This is a genomic window from Phaeodactylibacter xiamenensis (assembly GCF_965229835.1).
Taxonomy (GTDB): domain Bacteria; phylum Bacteroidota; class Bacteroidia; order Chitinophagales; family Saprospiraceae; genus Phaeodactylibacter; species Phaeodactylibacter xiamenensis.
Map to the genome: position 1 here is coordinate 5,148,775 of NZ_OZ245931.1, position 17,532 is coordinate 5,166,306.

The following is a 17,532-nucleotide window of genomic DNA, read 5'->3' on the forward strand; positions in this document are numbered from 1 at the left end:
TGTTTTAAATACTGTACCACTTATGCATATCGCCATCCTCGGCAACGGCATTAGCGGCATTACCGCTGCCCGTTTTTTACGGAAGCTGACCGACCATCAAATAACGGTGATCTCGGCAGAAACCGATCACTTCTTTTCCCGCACGGCACTGATGTATGTCTACATGGGACATATGCGGTACGAGGACATCAAACCCTACGAAGACTGGTTTTGGGAGAAAAATCGCATCGACCTGAAGCGGGGATACGTGGAGCAGATCGATTTTGAGCAAAAACAGCTGCATTTCCGCGAGGGCGATCAGTTGGGATATGACAAGCTCATCCTTGCCCTTGGCTCCACGCCTAACAAGTTTGGCTGGCCGGGGCAGGACTTGCAGGGCGTGCGGGGGCTGTACAGCTATCAGGATTTGGAATACATGGAAGCGCATAGCGAGGGATTGAAACGCGCCGTCATCGTGGGCGGCGGGCTGATTGGCATCGAAATGGCAGAGATGTTCCACTCCCGCCACATTCCGGTCACCTTTTTGGTAAGAGAATCGGCCTATTGGAATGCTGTGCTGCCCAGGGAAGAGTCCGAAATGGTGACCCGCCACATCCGGGAGCACGGCCTCGACCTGCGCCTGTCCACCGAGCTGAAGGAGATCGTGGACGATGGGGAAGGGAGGGCTTGTGCGGTGATCACCGGTGCGGGGGAACGGATTGATTGCGGCTATGTGGGCCTTACGGCGGGCGTACATCCCAGCATCAGCTGGCTGAAAGAAACAGCTCTGGAAACCGACAAAGGCATTTTAGTTGACGACTACCTGCAGACCAATCTGCCGGATGTCTACGCTATCGGCGACTGCGCACAGATACGCCACCCCAAGCCTGGCCGCCGCCCTATCGAAGCTGTTTGGTACACGGGGCGCATGATGGGGGAGACCGTGGCGCATACTATCAGCGGGCGGCCTACAGAATACGACCCAGGCATCTGGTTCAACTCCGCCAAGTTTATGGATATCGAATACCAGGTGTATGGCGATGTGAGCGGTCGAATGCCAGACCACTACGCCTCGGTCTACTGGGAGCATGCCGATGGGCGCAAGAGCATCCGCATTGTCTACGACCAAAACACGCAGGAGGTGGTCGGCTTCAACCTGATGGGCGTGCGGTACCGCCACGAAGTCTGTGAGCGCTGGCTGGCGCAAAAAGCATCCGTTGAAGCGGTCCTCCAACACCTCGGGCTGGCCAATTTCGACCCCGAGTTTTACCAACAGTTTGAGCGCGAAGTGGTGGCGCAGTACAATCAGCAGACGGGCCGGCACCTGAAGCTGCGGCAAAAGCGGGGGCTGTCCCGGGCTCTGGCTTTCCTTCGGGGGCGGGCTTAGTACTTTTTATTTCAAACCGATCAATAATCATCCATGCATACTTTACAAAAAATCGGACTGGCACTATTTGCGGCGGCATTACTGTTGTTTACTGCAACCCTGGGGTTGGAAAAATACGAGCTGTCGGAGGCGCGGCTGAGCAATGCCATTGACAATACGTATCACGTGGATGCCATCGTTGCGGCCGCTAAAGAGGAAGGCATTCTGGGCAACAACTATGCATCAAGTTTCAGCTTTGTGCCGGTGGTGGAAGATTTGTTCCGGGAAGCAGGGGCCAGCCTCAAAGCTACGCCCCCAGCCAACTTCCCGGCAGATGGCAACCGTGCCGATTACGAGCTGCCTTCCTGGAAAGCCAAAAACTACCTCCTGCCGGTGGTGAAAAAAGCCAGTACTGGGCCCGTTTCCGCTCAGCCGGTACTGTTTTGGTGGCTGACCGTTGGGCTGGGGATACTGGGCGGGCTGCTGTACATACTGCCTAAGTTCAATCTCATTCCCGGCATTAAGCACGACCATCTTTACCACCGCAGCCTCACCCGGGGTTTGCGCCTGAGTGTGCGTGGCTTTTTCCTTGGCGCTACTATTTTGGGTGTGCTGGTGTACGGCATTTACTACATGGGCAAGGACTACTTCTGGCCGGGCATCACGGTACTGATCGGGCTGTTGATCACCGGGCTGGTATTTTGGGTGCAGCGTTCTGCCTGGCGCACCCCGGCTAAGTCTGCAGCACCGGACATTACGGGCTGGCTGGGCGTAGGGGCGGGCTTGTACCTCATCGCTTTTTATGTGCTGCTGTACTGGTCGCCTCAGCACATCACGAGCTGGATGCTTCTGGCAGACCCGCTGAGCTACACTTTGAATGGGGGAGAAGCCAGTCAGTGGTTTCTCTACGGTATGTTGTACACTTTGGTCATCCTGGTCATGGGCGTGCGTATGTTTGCCAAGTACATGCACAACAAATATCAGCAAATCCGTACGGCATCGGTGATGTTTTTTCAGACGGCCTTTGCGTTTCTGATTCCGGAAATATTAGTGCGCCTCAACTATCCGTATTACGACTTTAAGAACATCTGGCCGCTCAACTACACCTTCTTTTTCGACTGGAACCTGGACAACCTCATCAACAGCGGGGGGCTGGGCATTTTTATGCTGGGTTGGGGCATTGCGCTGATTGTACTGGGCGTGCCCATCATCACCTATTTTTACGGTAAGCGCTGGTACTGTTCCTGGGTGTGCGGCTGTGGAGGCCTGGCCGAGACGGTGGGCGATCCTTACCGGCAGTTGTCTGACAAAAGCCTGCGCGCCTGGCAATACGAGCGTTGGATTATCCACGCGGTTCTGGTCTTTGCGGTAATCATGACCATGGGCGTGCTTTATTCCTACCTGCCCAAAAATGAAGTATGGTTCAGCCGGGGCAACTTCCTGCTGCTTATGATATTCACTTTAGCCGGCGCCATGGGCTACGCCTGGTACCGCTGGCGGAAAGGAGGCGTGGACATCGGTGCTACGGGCATGTATATGGGGCTGGGCGTTACCGTCCTGCTCATCGGTATCTCAGGCTACCACTGGGCAACGGAAAGCGAGCAGTTTTTCTTTCTCAGCAGCGGAGAGACCCGTCAGTGGTATGGCTTCCTGATTGGGTCAGCATTTGCAGGCGTGGTGGGCACTGGGTTTTACCCCCTCATGGGCAACCGGGTATGGTGCCGGTTTGGCTGCCCGTTGGCTGCCTATCTGGGCTTGGTGCAGCGGTTCAAATCTCGCTTCCGCATCACCACCAACGGCGGGCAGTGCATCTCCTGCGGCAATTGCTCTACCTACTGTGAAATGGGCATCGATGTGCGCTGGTATGCGCAACGGGGGCAGGATATCGTACGGTCGTCTTGTGTAGGCTGCGGGGTCTGCTCGGCGGTCTGCCCGCGCGGTGTACTCCGGCTGGAGAACAGCAGCGTGGATATTGATGAGCGGGCTACGGAAGTGCGGGCGCTGCACATTTCGGAGGAGCGTGGGGTGGAGTTGTATTAAAGGTTTATGCAGGTTATTATGGTACAGTACTCCCAGTCAGGAGTCTTGTTGGTGCCTACTGCTGATCTCTAAGACAACGATGGCTTATGGGGGAAGCAATGTTTTGAGGGTAAGAACTAATCCCTCGGGATAAATGTTAAAATGTGGATTAAAACGCTTACTAATGGCCGTAACAATAGAAAGTAATTCAAAGGAGATAACGATAAAATTACCTGTAGATTCCAGCTTGGAAGATATCCAACAGATTCTAAAGTACTTTACTTATATTGACCTAGTAGGCAAAAGCAAGGCTAAACAGGAACAAATTGATGAACTGGCAAGGGAGGTGAACAAAGGTTGGTGGGAGCAGAACAAGGATCGCTTTAAAGGCAAGCCAGGATTCGAGGATATCGTATGAATCAACCCCTAGAGAATGATGCGAAAGTCCTTTGTTCTGGATAGCAATATCATATTCTCAGCTCTTCTTAATAGCAAGAGCCCGTTAGGGAAGTTTATTATTACATCAAATATCGACAAGGTTAAGTTTTACGCGCCCGAGTATTTGTCTATTGAGATAGAAAGGTATTTTCCTAAGATCATCAAGATATCGGGTATGGAGGAAGCCGAAATCAGGAGACTGTTACTGGTTATTTTTGAAAAGATTGAGTTTGTATCTGACCAAATAATCCCTTTCGAATTTTATGTAAAATCCGTGCCTCTGGTAAGAGGTGTCGATATGGACGACTTAGTTTTTGTAGCGCTCAACGAGTATCTGGATTCAGCCTTATTGTGGACAGGAGACAAAGAATTATACAATGCTTTAGAGAATAGAGGGTACAGTAAAGTGGTCAACTTCGATAAGATAAAAGAGATGTTTGACATTGATTAAAGTGGGTGTTTGTCATTTTTGTTTTCATGCTTTAACAGAGGGCACAAACGATTTCCCTAACCATTGCCTATACTTCTGAATTACAACATCATGGGTGATATGGTTAGCAGGGTCTGCACTTTCGGTAATGGCTTGCTCCAGTTCCGCTTGTTCTGTTTCGCTGAGTTCATCCCAGAAGTCTGTATCTGATTTGACCCGGTTGCCAATGAATTCAGTAACCAGTTTCTTGAGCTCCTCCAGGGATTCGACATCATCAATATTGGCTATCATCTCTAATATTCCACCTTTGATTTCTAAACTGCTCATATACGGACCATTTAAGTGGTTTTTACTGTACTTAACTTTACAACTTTGAAGAACAAGTTTTCTGATAAATCAGTTTCGAAATACCTTCTTTAAGCAGAAAAGCCAGGCTGCTTTCAAAAATAGACCTTAACCTGAGCACTAAGCCACCAGGAAACGCCATTCCAAAAGCAACCTGCCTCCATTCTTTAATCCGCCGTGCGAATGACCGTAGACCGCTGAATCCAGCAAGGCACAAAAAAGGATTCACCCGCTTTGAGGTTGCGGATGAAGACATCTTCCCGGTTCGGCATATACTGCCGGTAGCGGCCAATGAATTTGTTGGCTTCTTCGCTTACAGAGGGGTCTACCTGTTTGGCCTTCTGCCAGGCATCAATAGCCGGCCAGGTGACGATTTGACTGTCCCAGCCCCGTCCAGGGCCACAAAGCGGGCCGCTTGAGGCATACAACCGGCCGATGAGGATATAGGGCTCGCCCCAGTCCCCGCGGATTTCTGCGGCGCGCTCCGCCCACTGCCGGGCTTTGGGGAAGTTGCGCAGATGGACTTCGTAGATTTTGGCATTGTTGAGGGCGTACTTGGCCTGCTTTTCGACGGACTCCTCCTCTTCAATCGCTTTCTCAAAGGCGACGATGGCTTTGGCATACTCCGCTTCCCGCAGATAGATGTAGGCCGAATCGGCCTTGCCTGCTTCCGGGCGGCAGTTTTCATTGCCGATGCGGATCAGTTGCTTCATGCGTTCGTCATCGGTGGAGCATTCGGCAAACTTCAGGCGGCTGTATACGGTACGCACCACATCGCAATCCGTAGGGTTGGCCTCAAAGTCGGGATAGTACTTGTCCATGTAGTAGTCGCAGGGGTAAAAGCCTTTGACCGTCTCGAAGTACTCCAGCCGTACCGGTGTGTATTCTTCGATGATTTTCCAGCGCTCACATGCTGTGCCTTTGCACTCTTTCAGTCCTTTCTCGATCATGGCCCGCAGAATGCCCTGGTATTTATAGGCTTGCTCTTTTTCAATTTTACCAGCGTCGTATAAGTCTACCAGCAACGAAGCCATGGGATTGACATCAAAGTCCGGAGCATCCAAGCTGTCAATGTCGATGGATTCCTTAAAAAGAGCGTAAATTTCCTCCTTGGTAGCACGGCCCGGATATTTATAGAAAAGATCGAATGCTTTGCGCCCTTTGATATAGCCGCCCTCCGGATAGCAGCGGTCGATCTCATCGTAAATGCTGAAGATCGTGTCCACATAAGCACTTTTTAGCGCCTCATCCTGGGTTTGGCTGATGAAGTACTCGTAGAAGCGGATGCCATCGGCATAAACGGTATTGCGTTGCCCATCGGCTGCGGGAGCTACCGCATAGACCTTTTTCCACAGTGCAAACGCCTGATCCCAGTCGCCGGCCCGCAAAAAGTCACGGTAAAGCACGTAGTTGGTCTCCGCATCGTCCGGGCTTGGCGCGTCGCGGAATTTAGGGCAGGGGCTGAGGTCTTCCTCCGGTTCCGGCGCGGGTGCAGGAACTTCAGTTGTCGTTTCGGTTACAGGCTCTGTCGTCTTAGGCGTACAGGCAGCGGCGAGCAGAAGCAGTGCCGCGAATGCCCACCAGCGTTGATTCATTATCATTATCCCTTTGATTTTTGCTGAAACATACGCAAAAATAAAGAGTTTATCAGGACGGTCTGATGGATGTTGGGGATAGATTTCCCACCTAAGCCATTTTGAATGCTGCCTTCCCTTTACCTTAGAATGGCAATTTCTCCGGTTTGCACCTGTTCTTCACCATCGCAAACCCATTGCAAGGCATATTGCACCACACCGGCGTTCACGGGCTCTCCCCGGTAGAAGCCATCCCAGCGCTGAAAGGGGTCTTGGGTGGCAAAAATACGGTTGCCCCAGCGGTCATAGATTTCAAAGGTTAGCAGCTCCGGTATAGCGTAAGGGTTACTGATGCCGTAGGTGTCGTTCAGCCCATCGTTGTTGGGCGTGAAAGCCGTCGGCAAAAAGATGGTATTACAATCCAGGTCGTCCGGGTCAATTACATTGAAGACGATGCGGTCGCGGGCGATACAGGAAGTTACCGTATCAGAAATGGTCACTTCATAGCTGAGCTCACCGGCTTCGGTTGGCGTGATGACGGGCTCTGCTGCGAACGGATCAGAAACGCCATCCGTGGGCGACCAGCTAAAGACCGTGCCGCAGGTTTTGCTCAATTCCACATTGAAGTCATCCCCCAGAAAGAGGTTGACGATGTTGGCGTCCCGCTCGATACGGTCCGGGGCATCGTACAATTCGCGGACTTCCAGTTCATTCAGGGCACGGTTGTACACCCGTAGCTCATCGATCAGTCCGTTGAAGGGGAATTCCGTAGCATTTTTGCAATCGCTGTCGCCAATGATGAGGTCCCCATCGTTGTTCACATTGATGCGCTCCAGGGTGCTGAATACATTGGTGAGCTCCCCGTTGAGGTGCAAGCGTACCCGCCCGCCCTGCCGTACGATCGTCAGGTGTTGCCAGCAGCCCGTATTGGTGATTTGGTGGGTGGCAATGGTCCTCCGGTCATTGGTTTCGAAGAAAAATGCGCTGATAGTCCGGCTGGAAGGCGTGTAAATGATGTAAAACTCATTGCCGCCGAAGCAGCTGGGGCTGCGCTTGGACAAAAGGTACTGCGTGCCGGCCCCGCCCCGCGGCTTGAAATAAAAGCTTACGGAGACATCCTCATTGTCAAACTCATCATTGACTGGCCCGCCCAGAATGACGATCTCATCATCCTGCCCGTCGAAGGAAATGGCGTCATTCTCCGCCCCGCAGGTGTAGTAAGGATTGCCGGTAATAGCTCCGGTGTTGGCCGTATTACCGGTGGCATCATTGGTGCTGCCGTCAAAGCGGTAGTGCGCTACAAGGCCAGCCGTGGTTTGAGCGGCAAGCTGGGCAGCCAGCACAAAAATAAAGGTAACAGTGATTGGGATCGTCTTCATGTACAGATTGCTTTTCATCCAGTATCTAACGGAAATGCCGGTTTGATATTTTGGACTACCCAAACAGATTGCCCAAATTGCCCATGCCGGGAGGCAGCATGTTCTTCACCATTTCCTGAGTAGCTTCGGCCTCTTTTGCAGCAGCAGCGGACAATGCTTTGTTGGTGGCGTCGAGGACCAGGTCCTGTACCATTTCCACATCCTCCCAGTCCAGCTTTTTGCGGTCAATCTGAATATCTGTAATTTCCCGGTTGGCATTAGCGACTACCTTTACCGCGCCGCCCTGAGCGGTGCCTTCCACCATGATTGCTGCCAGTTTTTGGCGCATCTCTTTTTGGCGTTCTTCCATATCGCCGAGCATGTTTCCAAACATCGTTCTGATCATTTTTAATCCGTGCACAAAGGTAGGTAAATCTGCTGAGGATTAGGTTAGCCTGACTGGTAAGGTAAATGCCCTTGTGGTCGGGCTCCTGTATTGCGGCAGGCTACTCGTATTTGATGCTGCATGGTTTTGCCGCATCGTTGGTGTAGGCGCCGGTGTAGAGCAATGAGATTTCAAATTGAAGTGCTATAGGGTTGAATAATTAATTTTCATATATTTATTGCTTGAAAACCAGTTTCTGGTTCTTACAAATATGCATAATTTTGCAAGAGGACGAGGCTTAGTTATCCCCGCCTTTTAACCCCAAAACTTCATCAGTTTTGAAAGCAAAAACCTACTACACCGACTTCCAGCCTACTTTGGAGAATTGTACAAATGAGCCAATTCACCGCCCATCTGCAGTTTTTGGAGGTGCTTACCTGTTAGCTGTCGACCGATCTGAATCCCGTATAGCCGGGGTGAGTGATAATTTTTCCGGCCTGTTGGGAGTTAAAAAAGAAGCATTATTGGGGCAGTCTTGTAATGCTGTCCTGCCACCAGATTTGTACAAGGCTTTAATGCCTCACCTCGACCGGACAAAATGGGGTGGTGCCAATCCGATAGAAGTGGAAATATCCGGGCAGCAGTATGATGCGATTGGGCATCAGTCGGAAAGGTTCCTGATCGTGGAATTTGAAGAACGGTCTCAAAAACAAGAGAGAGAAGCGTCCAGGAGCCTGCAGCAAATCATCGGTTTATTGGACGACTGCGAGGATGAAGCTGCGCTTTTTCAATGCATGGCTTCAGAGATAAAGCAGTTTACGGGTTATGACCGGGTGATGATCTACCGTTTTGATGAGGACTGGAACGGAGAGGTGGTTGGAGAAGCAAAGGAGTCGCACCTTGAGCCATTCTTTGGGCTGCGGTACCCGAAGACAGATATTCCGCCCATTGCACGGAAACTGTTTCTGGAAAACCGTTCGCGCGTACTGCCGGATATTTACATTCCGCACAGTCCGATACATGTGGCAGAAGGATATGACCTGCCTGGCGGTTTTGATCTTTCGCATGCGCAGCATAGAGCCACTTCCCCTATTCACCTGGAGTACCTGCACAACATGGGGGTCCGCGCAACCTTCACTGTTGCAATCATAGTCAATAATCAGCTTTGGGGGTTGGTCGCCAACCACCATTATGATGCTTATACCATTCCTTTGGAGCAGCGCCGTATTTGTGAAGTCATGGCGATGGTGTTTTCAAAGCGAGTCGTCCAGTTTGAAAAAGCCCGTATTACCAGGGGAGGGCGGCAATTTATGGAAGCTGAAGGAGCGCTGCGGCAGCATTTTCTAATCAACAGTGATCAGCCCTACGAAGTCAGACTTTGGGACGCCAAGCCTGGGCTGGAGTCTTTGTGCGCTGCGGATGGTGTGGCTCTGGTGAAGGGAGACGAAGTGAAAACCAAAGGCGATGCCCCTCCACCTGACACCGTTTTGAAGCTACTGTCAATTTTGAAGGACAACCATTCAGACACTCTCTTTTTTACCCGTTCTGTGGTAAAGGACTTGGGGGTGCAGCCCGATTTCATGCCCTCCTGGCCTGGAGTTATGTCTATTGGATTTTCCATAGAGCAGCCTATTCAGGTTATGTGGTTTAAGATACCGCTGAAAGCAACTGTCAACTGGGGCGGTAACCCCAATGAAGCTGTGATTATTGAAAAAAAAGAAAATGAAAAGGGCGTACGGCTAAGCCCCAGGAAGTCGTTCGCTAAGTGGCAGGAAGTCGTACGGGATAAGTCTGCACCCTGGGAAATATATGAAATCAAAGTGGCTGAAAAACTCAGAGACCGGATGATCAAAGAGGAAATGGAGCGCTCGGGTGAGGCTATTCGAGCCCTTAATACCCGGCTGGCCGCTATTTTGAATAAAGAATTGGATCAAATAATTTATATTGCTTCCCATGATTTGCAAGAACCACTACGGACAATCGGTAGCTTTGCCAAGCTTCTCGAACGGAGTGCTTCTGAAAAACTGACGGAAGATGAGCACTTTTTTCTGGGGCGGATCATTTTAGCCAGTGACCGAATGAAAATGCTGGTTACGAATCTGCTGGACTATTCACGTATTGGTCGTTCTGTAGATGTGGAAGCAGTGGATTTAAATCAGGTGCTCCATGAAATTCAGGAAGACCTGGAGCAAAAGATCAGAGAAACCGGCGCAGCTATCCGGTTCGATAGCATGCCCGTGATACAGGGGGACTTTATTGAGCTCAAGCGCTTGTTCCAGAACCTGATATCCAACAGCCTGAAATACCATAAGGAAGGTGTGCCACCGGTCATTGAGATCAAAGCCGAAAAGGTAGGGAAACACTGGAATATTGATGTCCGGGACAACGGCATAGGAATGGAATCCAAGTACCTGGAAAAAATATTCCTCCTTTTCCAACGCCTGCATAGTAAAGATGAATATGAAGGAACCGGTATTGGGCTGGCGCAGTGCAAGAAAATTGTTGAGGCTTACAGTGGAGAAATTTATGCCACTTCAACTCCGGGAGAAGGGACCACTTTCCACCTCTCGTTGTCAGACAAAATATTTTAGCTATAAACAACAAAACAACTATGGGAACAAAAATCGATCATGTACTGCTGGTCGATGACGACTTTGATGACAACTACATACACAAAATGGTCATCAGCAGTACCGGACTTGTAAAAGAGGTTGCTTTAGCCAAAGATGGCTCGGAAGCGCTTCAGGTATTGGAAGAATTATGGCAAAAGCCTCATGAGCCCATACGGCCGAATATCATCTTCCTGGACATTAACATGCCGAAAGTGAATGGCTGGGAAGTGCTCAACGCATTGAGCGAAATGGGAGAAGCCGCTTACCGGTCTATGGTCGTCATGTTGTCTACTTCTCAAAACCCGGCAGACCAGCAAAAGGCAAAAACCTACCCCTTTGTGCATGGCTATTTGAATAAGCCGCTCACAGAGGAAGCTCTGGCTGAAATCGTTCAGGCCTATCTGGAAAAATATCATGCCGACACATAGCTTTAGATGATGGATCAGCAACTACTTCAAAACCTCAGAGCCCAAACCCGGCCTCTTCATGACCGGCTTGAGGCCATCGTTGACGGGGCCCGGCTTATGAAGCCCCCCTTTGATCAGCCGCATTATGCCCGCTTGCTACGGGCGCACCTGGCTTTTAACTTATCGGTCAATGAACAGTTTGCATCCGGTATGCCATTTGAAGTAAGGATTCCTGCCTGGCCGGAAGCAGATAGGGTAACCGCGCTAAAGGAAGACCTGAAGGCGCTGGATGTTAATGCCGCCGGGGAGGGTATGCCCGCAATGCCTCTTGCTGAAAATGCCGCCTTCGTGGCCGGGCTCTGCTACGTAGCCGAGGGGGCAGCAATGGGCAATCAGATGATCCATAAAGCCCTTCTGCAACACCCGGAATTTGCCGCCCTGGGAGCAGATCGGTATATGCAGCAAAGTAAAGCCGGGCTTTCCGGCCGCTGGAAAGCTTTTCAACAGGCACTGGGGCATTATTTGAAAGTCAGTGAGGAGTCTGTCATTGCCGGGGCGAAGGCTGGCTTTCTGCACTTTGAGGGTATCTGGCTGGCCTTATCCTGAAGGTGCCCCGGGCTTTCTGCAAATGAACATTCCGTGCAGTAATCTCTTTCCCTAACATACCAATCGCTGTTGCATCATGAACCCGAGCGCCCGGAAAGCTGCTGAAAAGCTGTTTCGCTTTTTCTTCAACCCCTCCTTCCGGCACCGGTTCGAGCGGGTTATTCTGGGGCTGTCCATTGGCAGTTTTCTCCTGCACCTGCTGCTGATTTTCCTGCATGACCTGCAGTGGGTGGACTTCGGGCAGTCGGCGGATGAGCTGTTCATCAGCCCGATTACAGCAATTTACACGCCTTTCTCCTTCATTCTCGTATTTGAGGTGTACATGCTGGTGTACCACCTGCCTGATTCCTTTACCATATCCATTGGCAAACAGTATGAAATCATTTCCCTGATCGTCGTGCGGCGTATCTTCAAGGATATTTCCAAGCTGGATATTTCAGAAAGCTGGGGCATAAGTTATCGCAACCAACTGCTGGCAGCGGACATGCTCTGTATTTTGGTACTCTTTGGCCTGATTTTCTGGTTTTACAAACTGCGGCAGCAGCGGCCCCGGCTCAAACAGCCTTCCAACATTGATGAGTTCGTGGTGAAGAAAAAGGGCATCAGTGGAATACTCGCCCCGATGCTCTTCCTGCTGGCCATTTACAGCTTCGGTACCTGGGTGCTCGACTTGCAGCAGTTCAATATTGGGCAATTGGAAGAGCTGCCCGACATCAATAAAGTGTTCTACAACGAATTTTTTACCCTGATGATCCTCTTTGATGTGCTCATCCTAATGATTTCCCTGCAGTATACCGACAACTACAGTCAGCTCATCCGCAATGCCGGGTTTGTGATTTCAACGGTCCTCATCCGCCTGTCTTTTACGGCAGAGGGGCTTTTTAATCCGGTGCTCATTACCATTGGAGTGCTGTTTGGTACGCTCATGCTGGCCTTGTACAATAAAATGGGGCACCTGGAAGCCGAGCGTGCCAATGAAGCCCGGGAACTCACCTGATCAACACAACGCCTTTTTGAGTGTTAGGTCTAGCGTATGGCAATAACAGAGATACAAGAACAACTGGAGCAGGAGTATCAGCGCTTCGTGGAGTTTGGCAATTTGCTGGACCGCAAAATGCGCCGCTACCTCGTGCACTACCTTCAGAATAAGCTGGAGCCCGGTCGCCACGTCATTCCCGATTTGAATGACCAATACTATGCTTATTTCCAACAGGCATTGGATGAGCTGTTCTCTATACCGGGGCTGCTGGACCTGGCAGAGGGCAATGCCAAAATTACCAAACAGGTGGTGCTGGATATCCTGCGCTGGCTGCGCAAATCTTATGATAAAGCCCGTGCTAAGAATCCCTATGAAGATGAGCTGCAACGACTGGAAGGCTGGGCTATAACCCCCATGCATGTCTTTGTGCGCCGCTGGCCCAACCTGCCCACTTTTCTGCGCACACAGTACAGCCGGGAAGAGATTGATTCGAACTTCTACCAGCACCGTTTCCAGCAGTTGATCGGAAACAAGGATTTCGATGAGCTCACCGCCGATGAAAAAGCCGGGGCAGAGCGTCTCCTCAGGGATGTGCTCGCCCAATGGGATGCCCGCCTGCACGCCAAAATCCTGGACTTCCAACTCAAAAAGCTGGACGAGGAAAAAGAAGCCTTCACCGCACTGGTGGAAAAAAAAGTGGATGAATACCAGAAGCTCTACGAGCTGGTCTCGCCTTTTTCCGACTACCTGGGCTGGGATATGTCGCGGGAGCTTTGGGAAGAAACTTCCTTTGATATCCTGGAGCAATACAACGAGCTGCTTGAAGATGAGCGCTCCCTGAAGGAACTGGCAGAAATGCTGGGCCGGATGCGTGAAGCGGAAATCGAAATCGAGGAAGAGACCTTCGAGAAAACCATCATCCGGCAGGAATGGAAAGTAGACGAAACGGCAAAAGCCGAGATCGTTGGCGTACACGAAAGCGACGACCTCAACAACCTCCTGAGCGCCGAAGCCAGCTTGCTTGGTGATGAGGACACTGAGCTACTCTTCCTGAAAAAGTACGCCGACAAAAACCTGATGACCTTTCGCTACGAAGACCGCAAACTGGTGCGCAGCGAGGATCAGCTCACTGAAATCAATCAGCGGGTGCGGCAAAAGGAGAAAGGGCCTTTCATCGTATGTGTGGATACGAGCGAGAGCATGACCGGCCGCCCAGAGCAGATTGCGAAAGTCCTGTGCATGGGCATTCTCAAAATGGCGATCAATGAGAACCGCAGAGCCTACCTGATCAACTTCTCAAGGGGCATCAAAACCCTGGACCTTTACAATATCGCCGACTCCATCGATGAAATTGCCGCCTTCCTGCGCATGTCCTTTTACGGGGGCACAGATGTCAGCCTGGCGCTGTACGAGACTATCCGGCAGCTCAAGGGCAACGACTATGAAGATGCTGATGTGCTTATCATCTCGGATTTTATCATGTACAAGATTGACGACGATGTGCTAAGGGAGGTCCGGTACTTCCAGCAGAATAAAGGTACGCAGTTCCATAGCCTGACCCTGAGTAAGGAGGCTAACCCGGAAGTCCTGGAATTCTTTGACACCAACTGGGTCTACGACCCCAAACAAAAGGGCATTATTCGGGAGCTGACCGCAGGACTGCAGGAGATACGGCACTGATAATTTTTGTGCGTCATTAAACCCTTGTGCGTTTTGAAAGTCTTACCTTCAAAACGAACAACTTGCAAGCCACATTGACAGCAGCAACCGACGAACAGATACTGGTCCTTTTGCAGCAGCCCGACAGCCGGGAGCAGGGGTTCCGCCTGTTGATGTCGGTATACCAGGAGCGGCTGTACTGGCACATCCGCAAGATGGTCGGTACCCACAACGATACCGATGATGTGTTGCAGAACTGCCTGATCAAGGTCTTTCGCAACATCCATCGCTTCGAGGGTAAATCACAGTTGTACACCTGGCTTTACCGCATCGCGACCAACGAGGCACTGACCTTCCTGAAAAAGGCACAACGCCGGTCTACAGACTCCATCGAGGGGCACGCTGCTGTATTTCAGCTGCAGGCGGAAGCTTCGGTAGATGGCGAGAAGCTGTTGCAAAAACTGGATGCGGCAATCGGGGCATTGCCTGAAAAGCAAAAGCTCGTTTTCCGGCTGAGGTATTACGAAGAGATGAGCTACAAGGACATGTCCGTCAGGCTGCAAACTTCAGAGGGCGCACTTAAAGCTTCTTACCACCATGCTGTCCGGAAAGTTGAGGCTGCATTAAAAGAGGGACTATGAAAGAAAAGGAAAGTATACAACAAGAGCTGGATCAGCATGCACCATTGCTTGCGGAGGTCCGAAAGAATCTGGAGCCGGTGCCGGAAGGGTATTTTGAGACCCTGTCCGACCGGGTGCTGGCGGCTGCAAGTGAAAAACAGGTGTCGCCCCTTCAGGTTGTGCATATCAAAAGAGGTCAAAAATGGACCAACAGGCTTAAGGTTGCAGCAGCAGTGGCTGTGTTGGCTTTGGTAGCTGCAGGGCTTTGGCCGTCTCTGGCTTCCGGCTCAGCTGAGACCGTGAGCCTGGCCGATTTAAAACAGGAAGAAGCGGCGGCCTACATTCATTCCAATATCCGCGATTTTGAGCTGAGCCTGATGCAGGAAGCCGACCTGCTGGACGAAGCTGCGGTAAAAAATATGGACGTCTTGCCCCAGCTCGAGGAAGTCCCGCTGGACGAGTACCTGAAAGACCTGGAATACGAGGACATTGAAGCGTTTTTTTAACCCGATCAATCCAAAGCACATGAGAAATAGCAATCGATTATTGTTGTTAAACCTGCTACTACTCGTTGGCACCATAAGTTATGCCCAGCCCGGCCGCCCGTTCGATATGAGGAACGGGCCCCGTAATGAACGGGTGGAGGCTGCCCGAGTGGCCTATATCACTCAGCGATTGGGGTTGACGACTCAGGAATCTTCTGCCTTTTGGGCCCTCAACAATGAATACGAGACTGCACAGAGGGCTATTGAAGAAAAATATAAGCCGGACATTGCACCCGGGCAGATGACAAACGAGCAGGCGAGCAGGCATCTGGAAGACCGCCTGAAGGCAGAAACCGAACTGCTGGATCTTCGCAAAAAATACCATGCCCGCTTCCGGGAGATCCTCCCTGCTCGGAAATTGGTCCTTTTCCAGCAGGCAGACCGGGAATTCCGGCTGGAGCTACTCAAAAAGGTACGGGAAAACCGCCGGCCCGGAGGTCGGTTTTGAGTCTGTTGCAAAGTAAAATCAGCGAGTGCCTGCCCTGAATTTCGGGGGAGGCGCTTTGTGTGTCAGGAGCATGCCTTTGAGCAGGTACATATTCGTTGTTTTTTTGATATCAAAAAATAAATATATGTTGTTTATCATAAATTAAAAGTTTTTTTATCTGAATTGCTTCGGTTTTGTCGTTAAAAATTTGCCACTTCCTTTTCAAAACCTACCGTTCCATTAATCGCCCCGAATACAGGTGTTAAATTCTGGCTTTTCCGCCGAAGAATTCCATATCTTTAAAATAATTGCAATGCACAAATCATTATCTTAAAAGCCTGCACCGAAATAAGCAGTTTGACCATGCATCCTGAAAACGAATTTCATTTCCACAAATCTACGATTCAGCAGTTGCTGCAGCGATACGAAGCGCAATTCAGCATGGATCACCAAGTTTACTTTGAAGAAGCAGCCTACCTGCAAATCATTAGTTACTTTGAGGCGGACCATCAGTATTCCAAAGCATTGGAAGCTTCTGAACGGGGTATGGAACAGCATCCTTTGTCAATAGACCTGCTACTCAAGCATGCCCAGCTTTTGGTTGACAATTTAACGGCTGAAGCTGCTTTTCCCTATCTGGAAAAAGCACGTGCGATATCGCCCGGCGAAATTGAAGTGGAACTCCTGTATGCGGAGGCATTGATTGTGGACGAGCAGACAGAAGAAGGCTTTCGGATACTGAATTTCCTGAGAGAAGAAGCCAATGATGAGGAACTGAGCAGCATTCTTCTGGTGGAGTCTCTGGCATACGAGCAGGAAGAGTCCTACGAACGGATGTTTTATACCCTCCGTGAGGCGCTGCTTATGGACCCCACCAATCAGGCAGCGTTGGAGCGCATTGGGGTCTGCGTGGTGCAAAGTAAGAAGTACGAAGAGAGTATTGCACTGCATGAAGCGCTGCTGGCCGAAGATGCTTATCAGGCGCTGGCGTGGTACAACCTTGCACAGTCCCGCCTGTATGTTGGCAACTATGAGGGGGCTATTGAAGCTTATGATTTAGCCTTTACCATCGATGAGGACTTCCTGCAGGCCTGCCGTGATTGTGCTGATCTCTGCCTGGAACTGCAACAGTTTAACCGGGCGCTAAAATACTACATGGAACTGCTGGAACAGGAAGGGGCTGATGCGGACAGCGACCTGTACATTCAAATCGGGCAATGCCATCTGAGGCTCAACTGTCCGCAGGCTGCAGTAACTTTCTATATCCGCGCAGCTCAGCTGGACCCGCTTAATGATGAAATCTTCTTCTCGATAGGGGAGTGCTACGCGGCTGAGGGGCAATGGATGAATGCCATTCAGTACTTTGAAAAGGCGATTGAAGTGGAAGGGGAGCAGGAAGAATATTACGCGGCTCTTGGCGAGGCCTATTTCAATATGGGCAATACCGAGATGGCTGTGGAGCACCTCGAGGAAGCGATCGCGCTGAATGAACTCGAAGCCAGGTATTGGATACTACTGGCCACTTTCCTCATGGAAAACGACCAGGCAGAAGCCGCTATGGACGTACTGGAATCCGGAATGGAAGCCGTGCCGGGTACAGAGATCCTCTATTGCCGGATTGCCTGCTTATTCGCGATCGGTCAGCGGAATGCAGCACTTTACTGGCTGGGAGAAGCACTTCAGGAAGACTTTGGGATGTACCCTTCCCTTTTTGAGCTGATGCCAGACCTGCAGGCGGATCCTGAGGTCATGGCTATGATCAAAAACTTTGCCCTCTAGAGCT

17 protein-coding genes are annotated in these 17,532 nt (G+C 50.8%); 13 read left to right on the plus strand and 4 right to left on the minus strand.

What is annotated here, in order from left to right:
- Positions 1–22 precede the first annotated feature (22 nt).
- The 4 genes from ACO08I_RS19660 to ACO08I_RS19675 all read left to right on the plus strand — a co-directional run bounded on the left by ACO08I_RS19660 (position 23) and on the right by ACO08I_RS19675 (position 4,253).
- On the plus strand, positions 23–1,366 hold the full coding sequence (locus ACO08I_RS19660) for an NAD(P)/FAD-dependent oxidoreductase (RefSeq protein WP_421946853.1): 1,344 nt from the start codon (positions 23–25) through the stop codon (positions 1,364–1,366).
- A 33-nt stretch (positions 1,367–1,399) separates the two neighbouring features.
- On the plus strand, positions 1,400–3,385 hold the full coding sequence (locus tag ACO08I_RS19665; protein ID WP_421946854.1) for a 4Fe-4S binding protein: 1,986 nt from the start codon (positions 1,400–1,402) through the stop codon (positions 3,383–3,385).
- A 163-nt stretch (positions 3,386–3,548) separates the two neighbouring features.
- Complete coding sequence (locus ACO08I_RS19670; RefSeq protein WP_282777544.1) at positions 3,549–3,782, plus strand: hypothetical protein; 234 nt, start codon at positions 3,549–3,551, stop codon at positions 3,780–3,782.
- 15 nt (positions 3,783–3,797) lie between these two features.
- Positions 3,798–4,253 carry a PIN domain-containing protein gene (locus tag ACO08I_RS19675; protein ID WP_282777546.1) on the plus strand — a complete coding sequence of 152 codons (456 nt, stop codon included), beginning with the start codon at positions 3,798–3,800 and terminating at the stop codon, positions 4,251–4,253.
- 24 nt (positions 4,254–4,277) lie between these two features.
- On the opposite strand, the gene ACO08I_RS19680 is transcribed toward ACO08I_RS19675, so the two are convergent.
- The 4 genes from ACO08I_RS19680 to ACO08I_RS19695 form a co-directional block, all read right to left on the minus strand.
- On the minus strand, positions 4,278–4,559 hold the full coding sequence (locus ACO08I_RS19680; RefSeq protein ID WP_282777548.1) for a hypothetical protein: 282 nt from the start codon (positions 4,557–4,559) through the stop codon (positions 4,278–4,280).
- Between the two features lie 185 nt (positions 4,560–4,744).
- Positions 4,745–6,178 (minus strand): tetratricopeptide repeat protein, encoded by a 1,434-nt coding sequence (locus tag ACO08I_RS19685; RefSeq protein WP_421946855.1) that lies wholly within the window; start codon positions 6,176–6,178, stop codon positions 4,745–4,747.
- A 113-nt stretch (positions 6,179–6,291) separates the two neighbouring features.
- Complete coding sequence (locus tag ACO08I_RS19690; protein ID WP_421946856.1) at positions 6,292–7,530, minus strand: LamG-like jellyroll fold domain-containing protein; 1,239 nt, start codon at positions 7,528–7,530, stop codon at positions 6,292–6,294.
- A 55-nt stretch (positions 7,531–7,585) separates the two neighbouring features.
- Positions 7,586–7,903 carry a YbaB/EbfC family nucleoid-associated protein gene (locus ACO08I_RS19695; RefSeq protein ID WP_421946857.1) on the minus strand — a complete coding sequence of 106 codons (318 nt, stop codon included), beginning with the start codon at positions 7,901–7,903 and terminating at the stop codon, positions 7,586–7,588.
- 329 nt (positions 7,904–8,232) lie between these two features.
- Here ACO08I_RS19695 and ACO08I_RS19700 point away from each other — a divergent pair, with 329 nt between their 5' ends.
- From ACO08I_RS19700 to ACO08I_RS19740, 9 genes are all read left to right on the plus strand, one after another.
- Positions 8,233–10,485 carry an ATP-binding protein gene (locus ACO08I_RS19700; RefSeq protein WP_421946858.1) on the plus strand — a complete coding sequence of 751 codons (2,253 nt, stop codon included), beginning with the start codon at positions 8,233–8,235 and terminating at the stop codon, positions 10,483–10,485.
- Positions 10,486–10,505: 20 nt separating this feature from the next.
- A complete protein-coding gene (locus ACO08I_RS19705; RefSeq protein ID WP_282777558.1) occupies positions 10,506–10,934 on the plus strand; it encodes a response regulator in 429 nt (142 codons plus the stop codon).
- A 6-nt stretch (positions 10,935–10,940) separates the two neighbouring features.
- A complete protein-coding gene (locus tag ACO08I_RS19710; protein WP_421946859.1) occupies positions 10,941–11,519 on the plus strand; it encodes a biliverdin-producing heme oxygenase in 579 nt (192 codons plus the stop codon).
- 76 nt (positions 11,520–11,595) lie between these two features.
- A complete protein-coding gene (locus ACO08I_RS19715) occupies positions 11,596–12,516 on the plus strand; it encodes a hypothetical protein (protein WP_421946860.1) in 921 nt (306 codons plus the stop codon).
- A 36-nt stretch (positions 12,517–12,552) separates the two neighbouring features.
- Positions 12,553–14,178, plus strand: coding sequence for a VWA domain-containing protein (locus ACO08I_RS19720; RefSeq protein ID WP_282777562.1), 1,626 nt, complete (start codon positions 12,553–12,555; stop codon positions 14,176–14,178).
- A 62-nt stretch (positions 14,179–14,240) separates the two neighbouring features.
- Positions 14,241–14,798 (plus strand): RNA polymerase sigma factor, encoded by a 558-nt coding sequence (locus tag ACO08I_RS19725; protein ID WP_421946861.1) that lies wholly within the window; start codon positions 14,241–14,243, stop codon positions 14,796–14,798.
- Positions 14,795–15,283, plus strand: coding sequence for a hypothetical protein (locus tag ACO08I_RS19730; protein WP_044220236.1), 489 nt, complete (start codon positions 14,795–14,797; stop codon positions 15,281–15,283). Before ACO08I_RS19725 ends, ACO08I_RS19730 begins: the two co-directional genes overlap by 4 nt.
- A 19-nt stretch (positions 15,284–15,302) precedes the next feature.
- Positions 15,303–15,770 carry a hypothetical protein gene (locus ACO08I_RS19735; RefSeq protein WP_282777568.1) on the plus strand — a complete coding sequence of 156 codons (468 nt, stop codon included), beginning with the start codon at positions 15,303–15,305 and terminating at the stop codon, positions 15,768–15,770.
- Between the two features lie 342 nt (positions 15,771–16,112).
- Positions 16,113–17,528, plus strand: coding sequence for a tetratricopeptide repeat protein (locus ACO08I_RS19740; protein ID WP_282777570.1), 1,416 nt, complete (start codon positions 16,113–16,115; stop codon positions 17,526–17,528).
- The last annotated feature ends 4 nt before the right edge of the window (positions 17,529–17,532 follow it).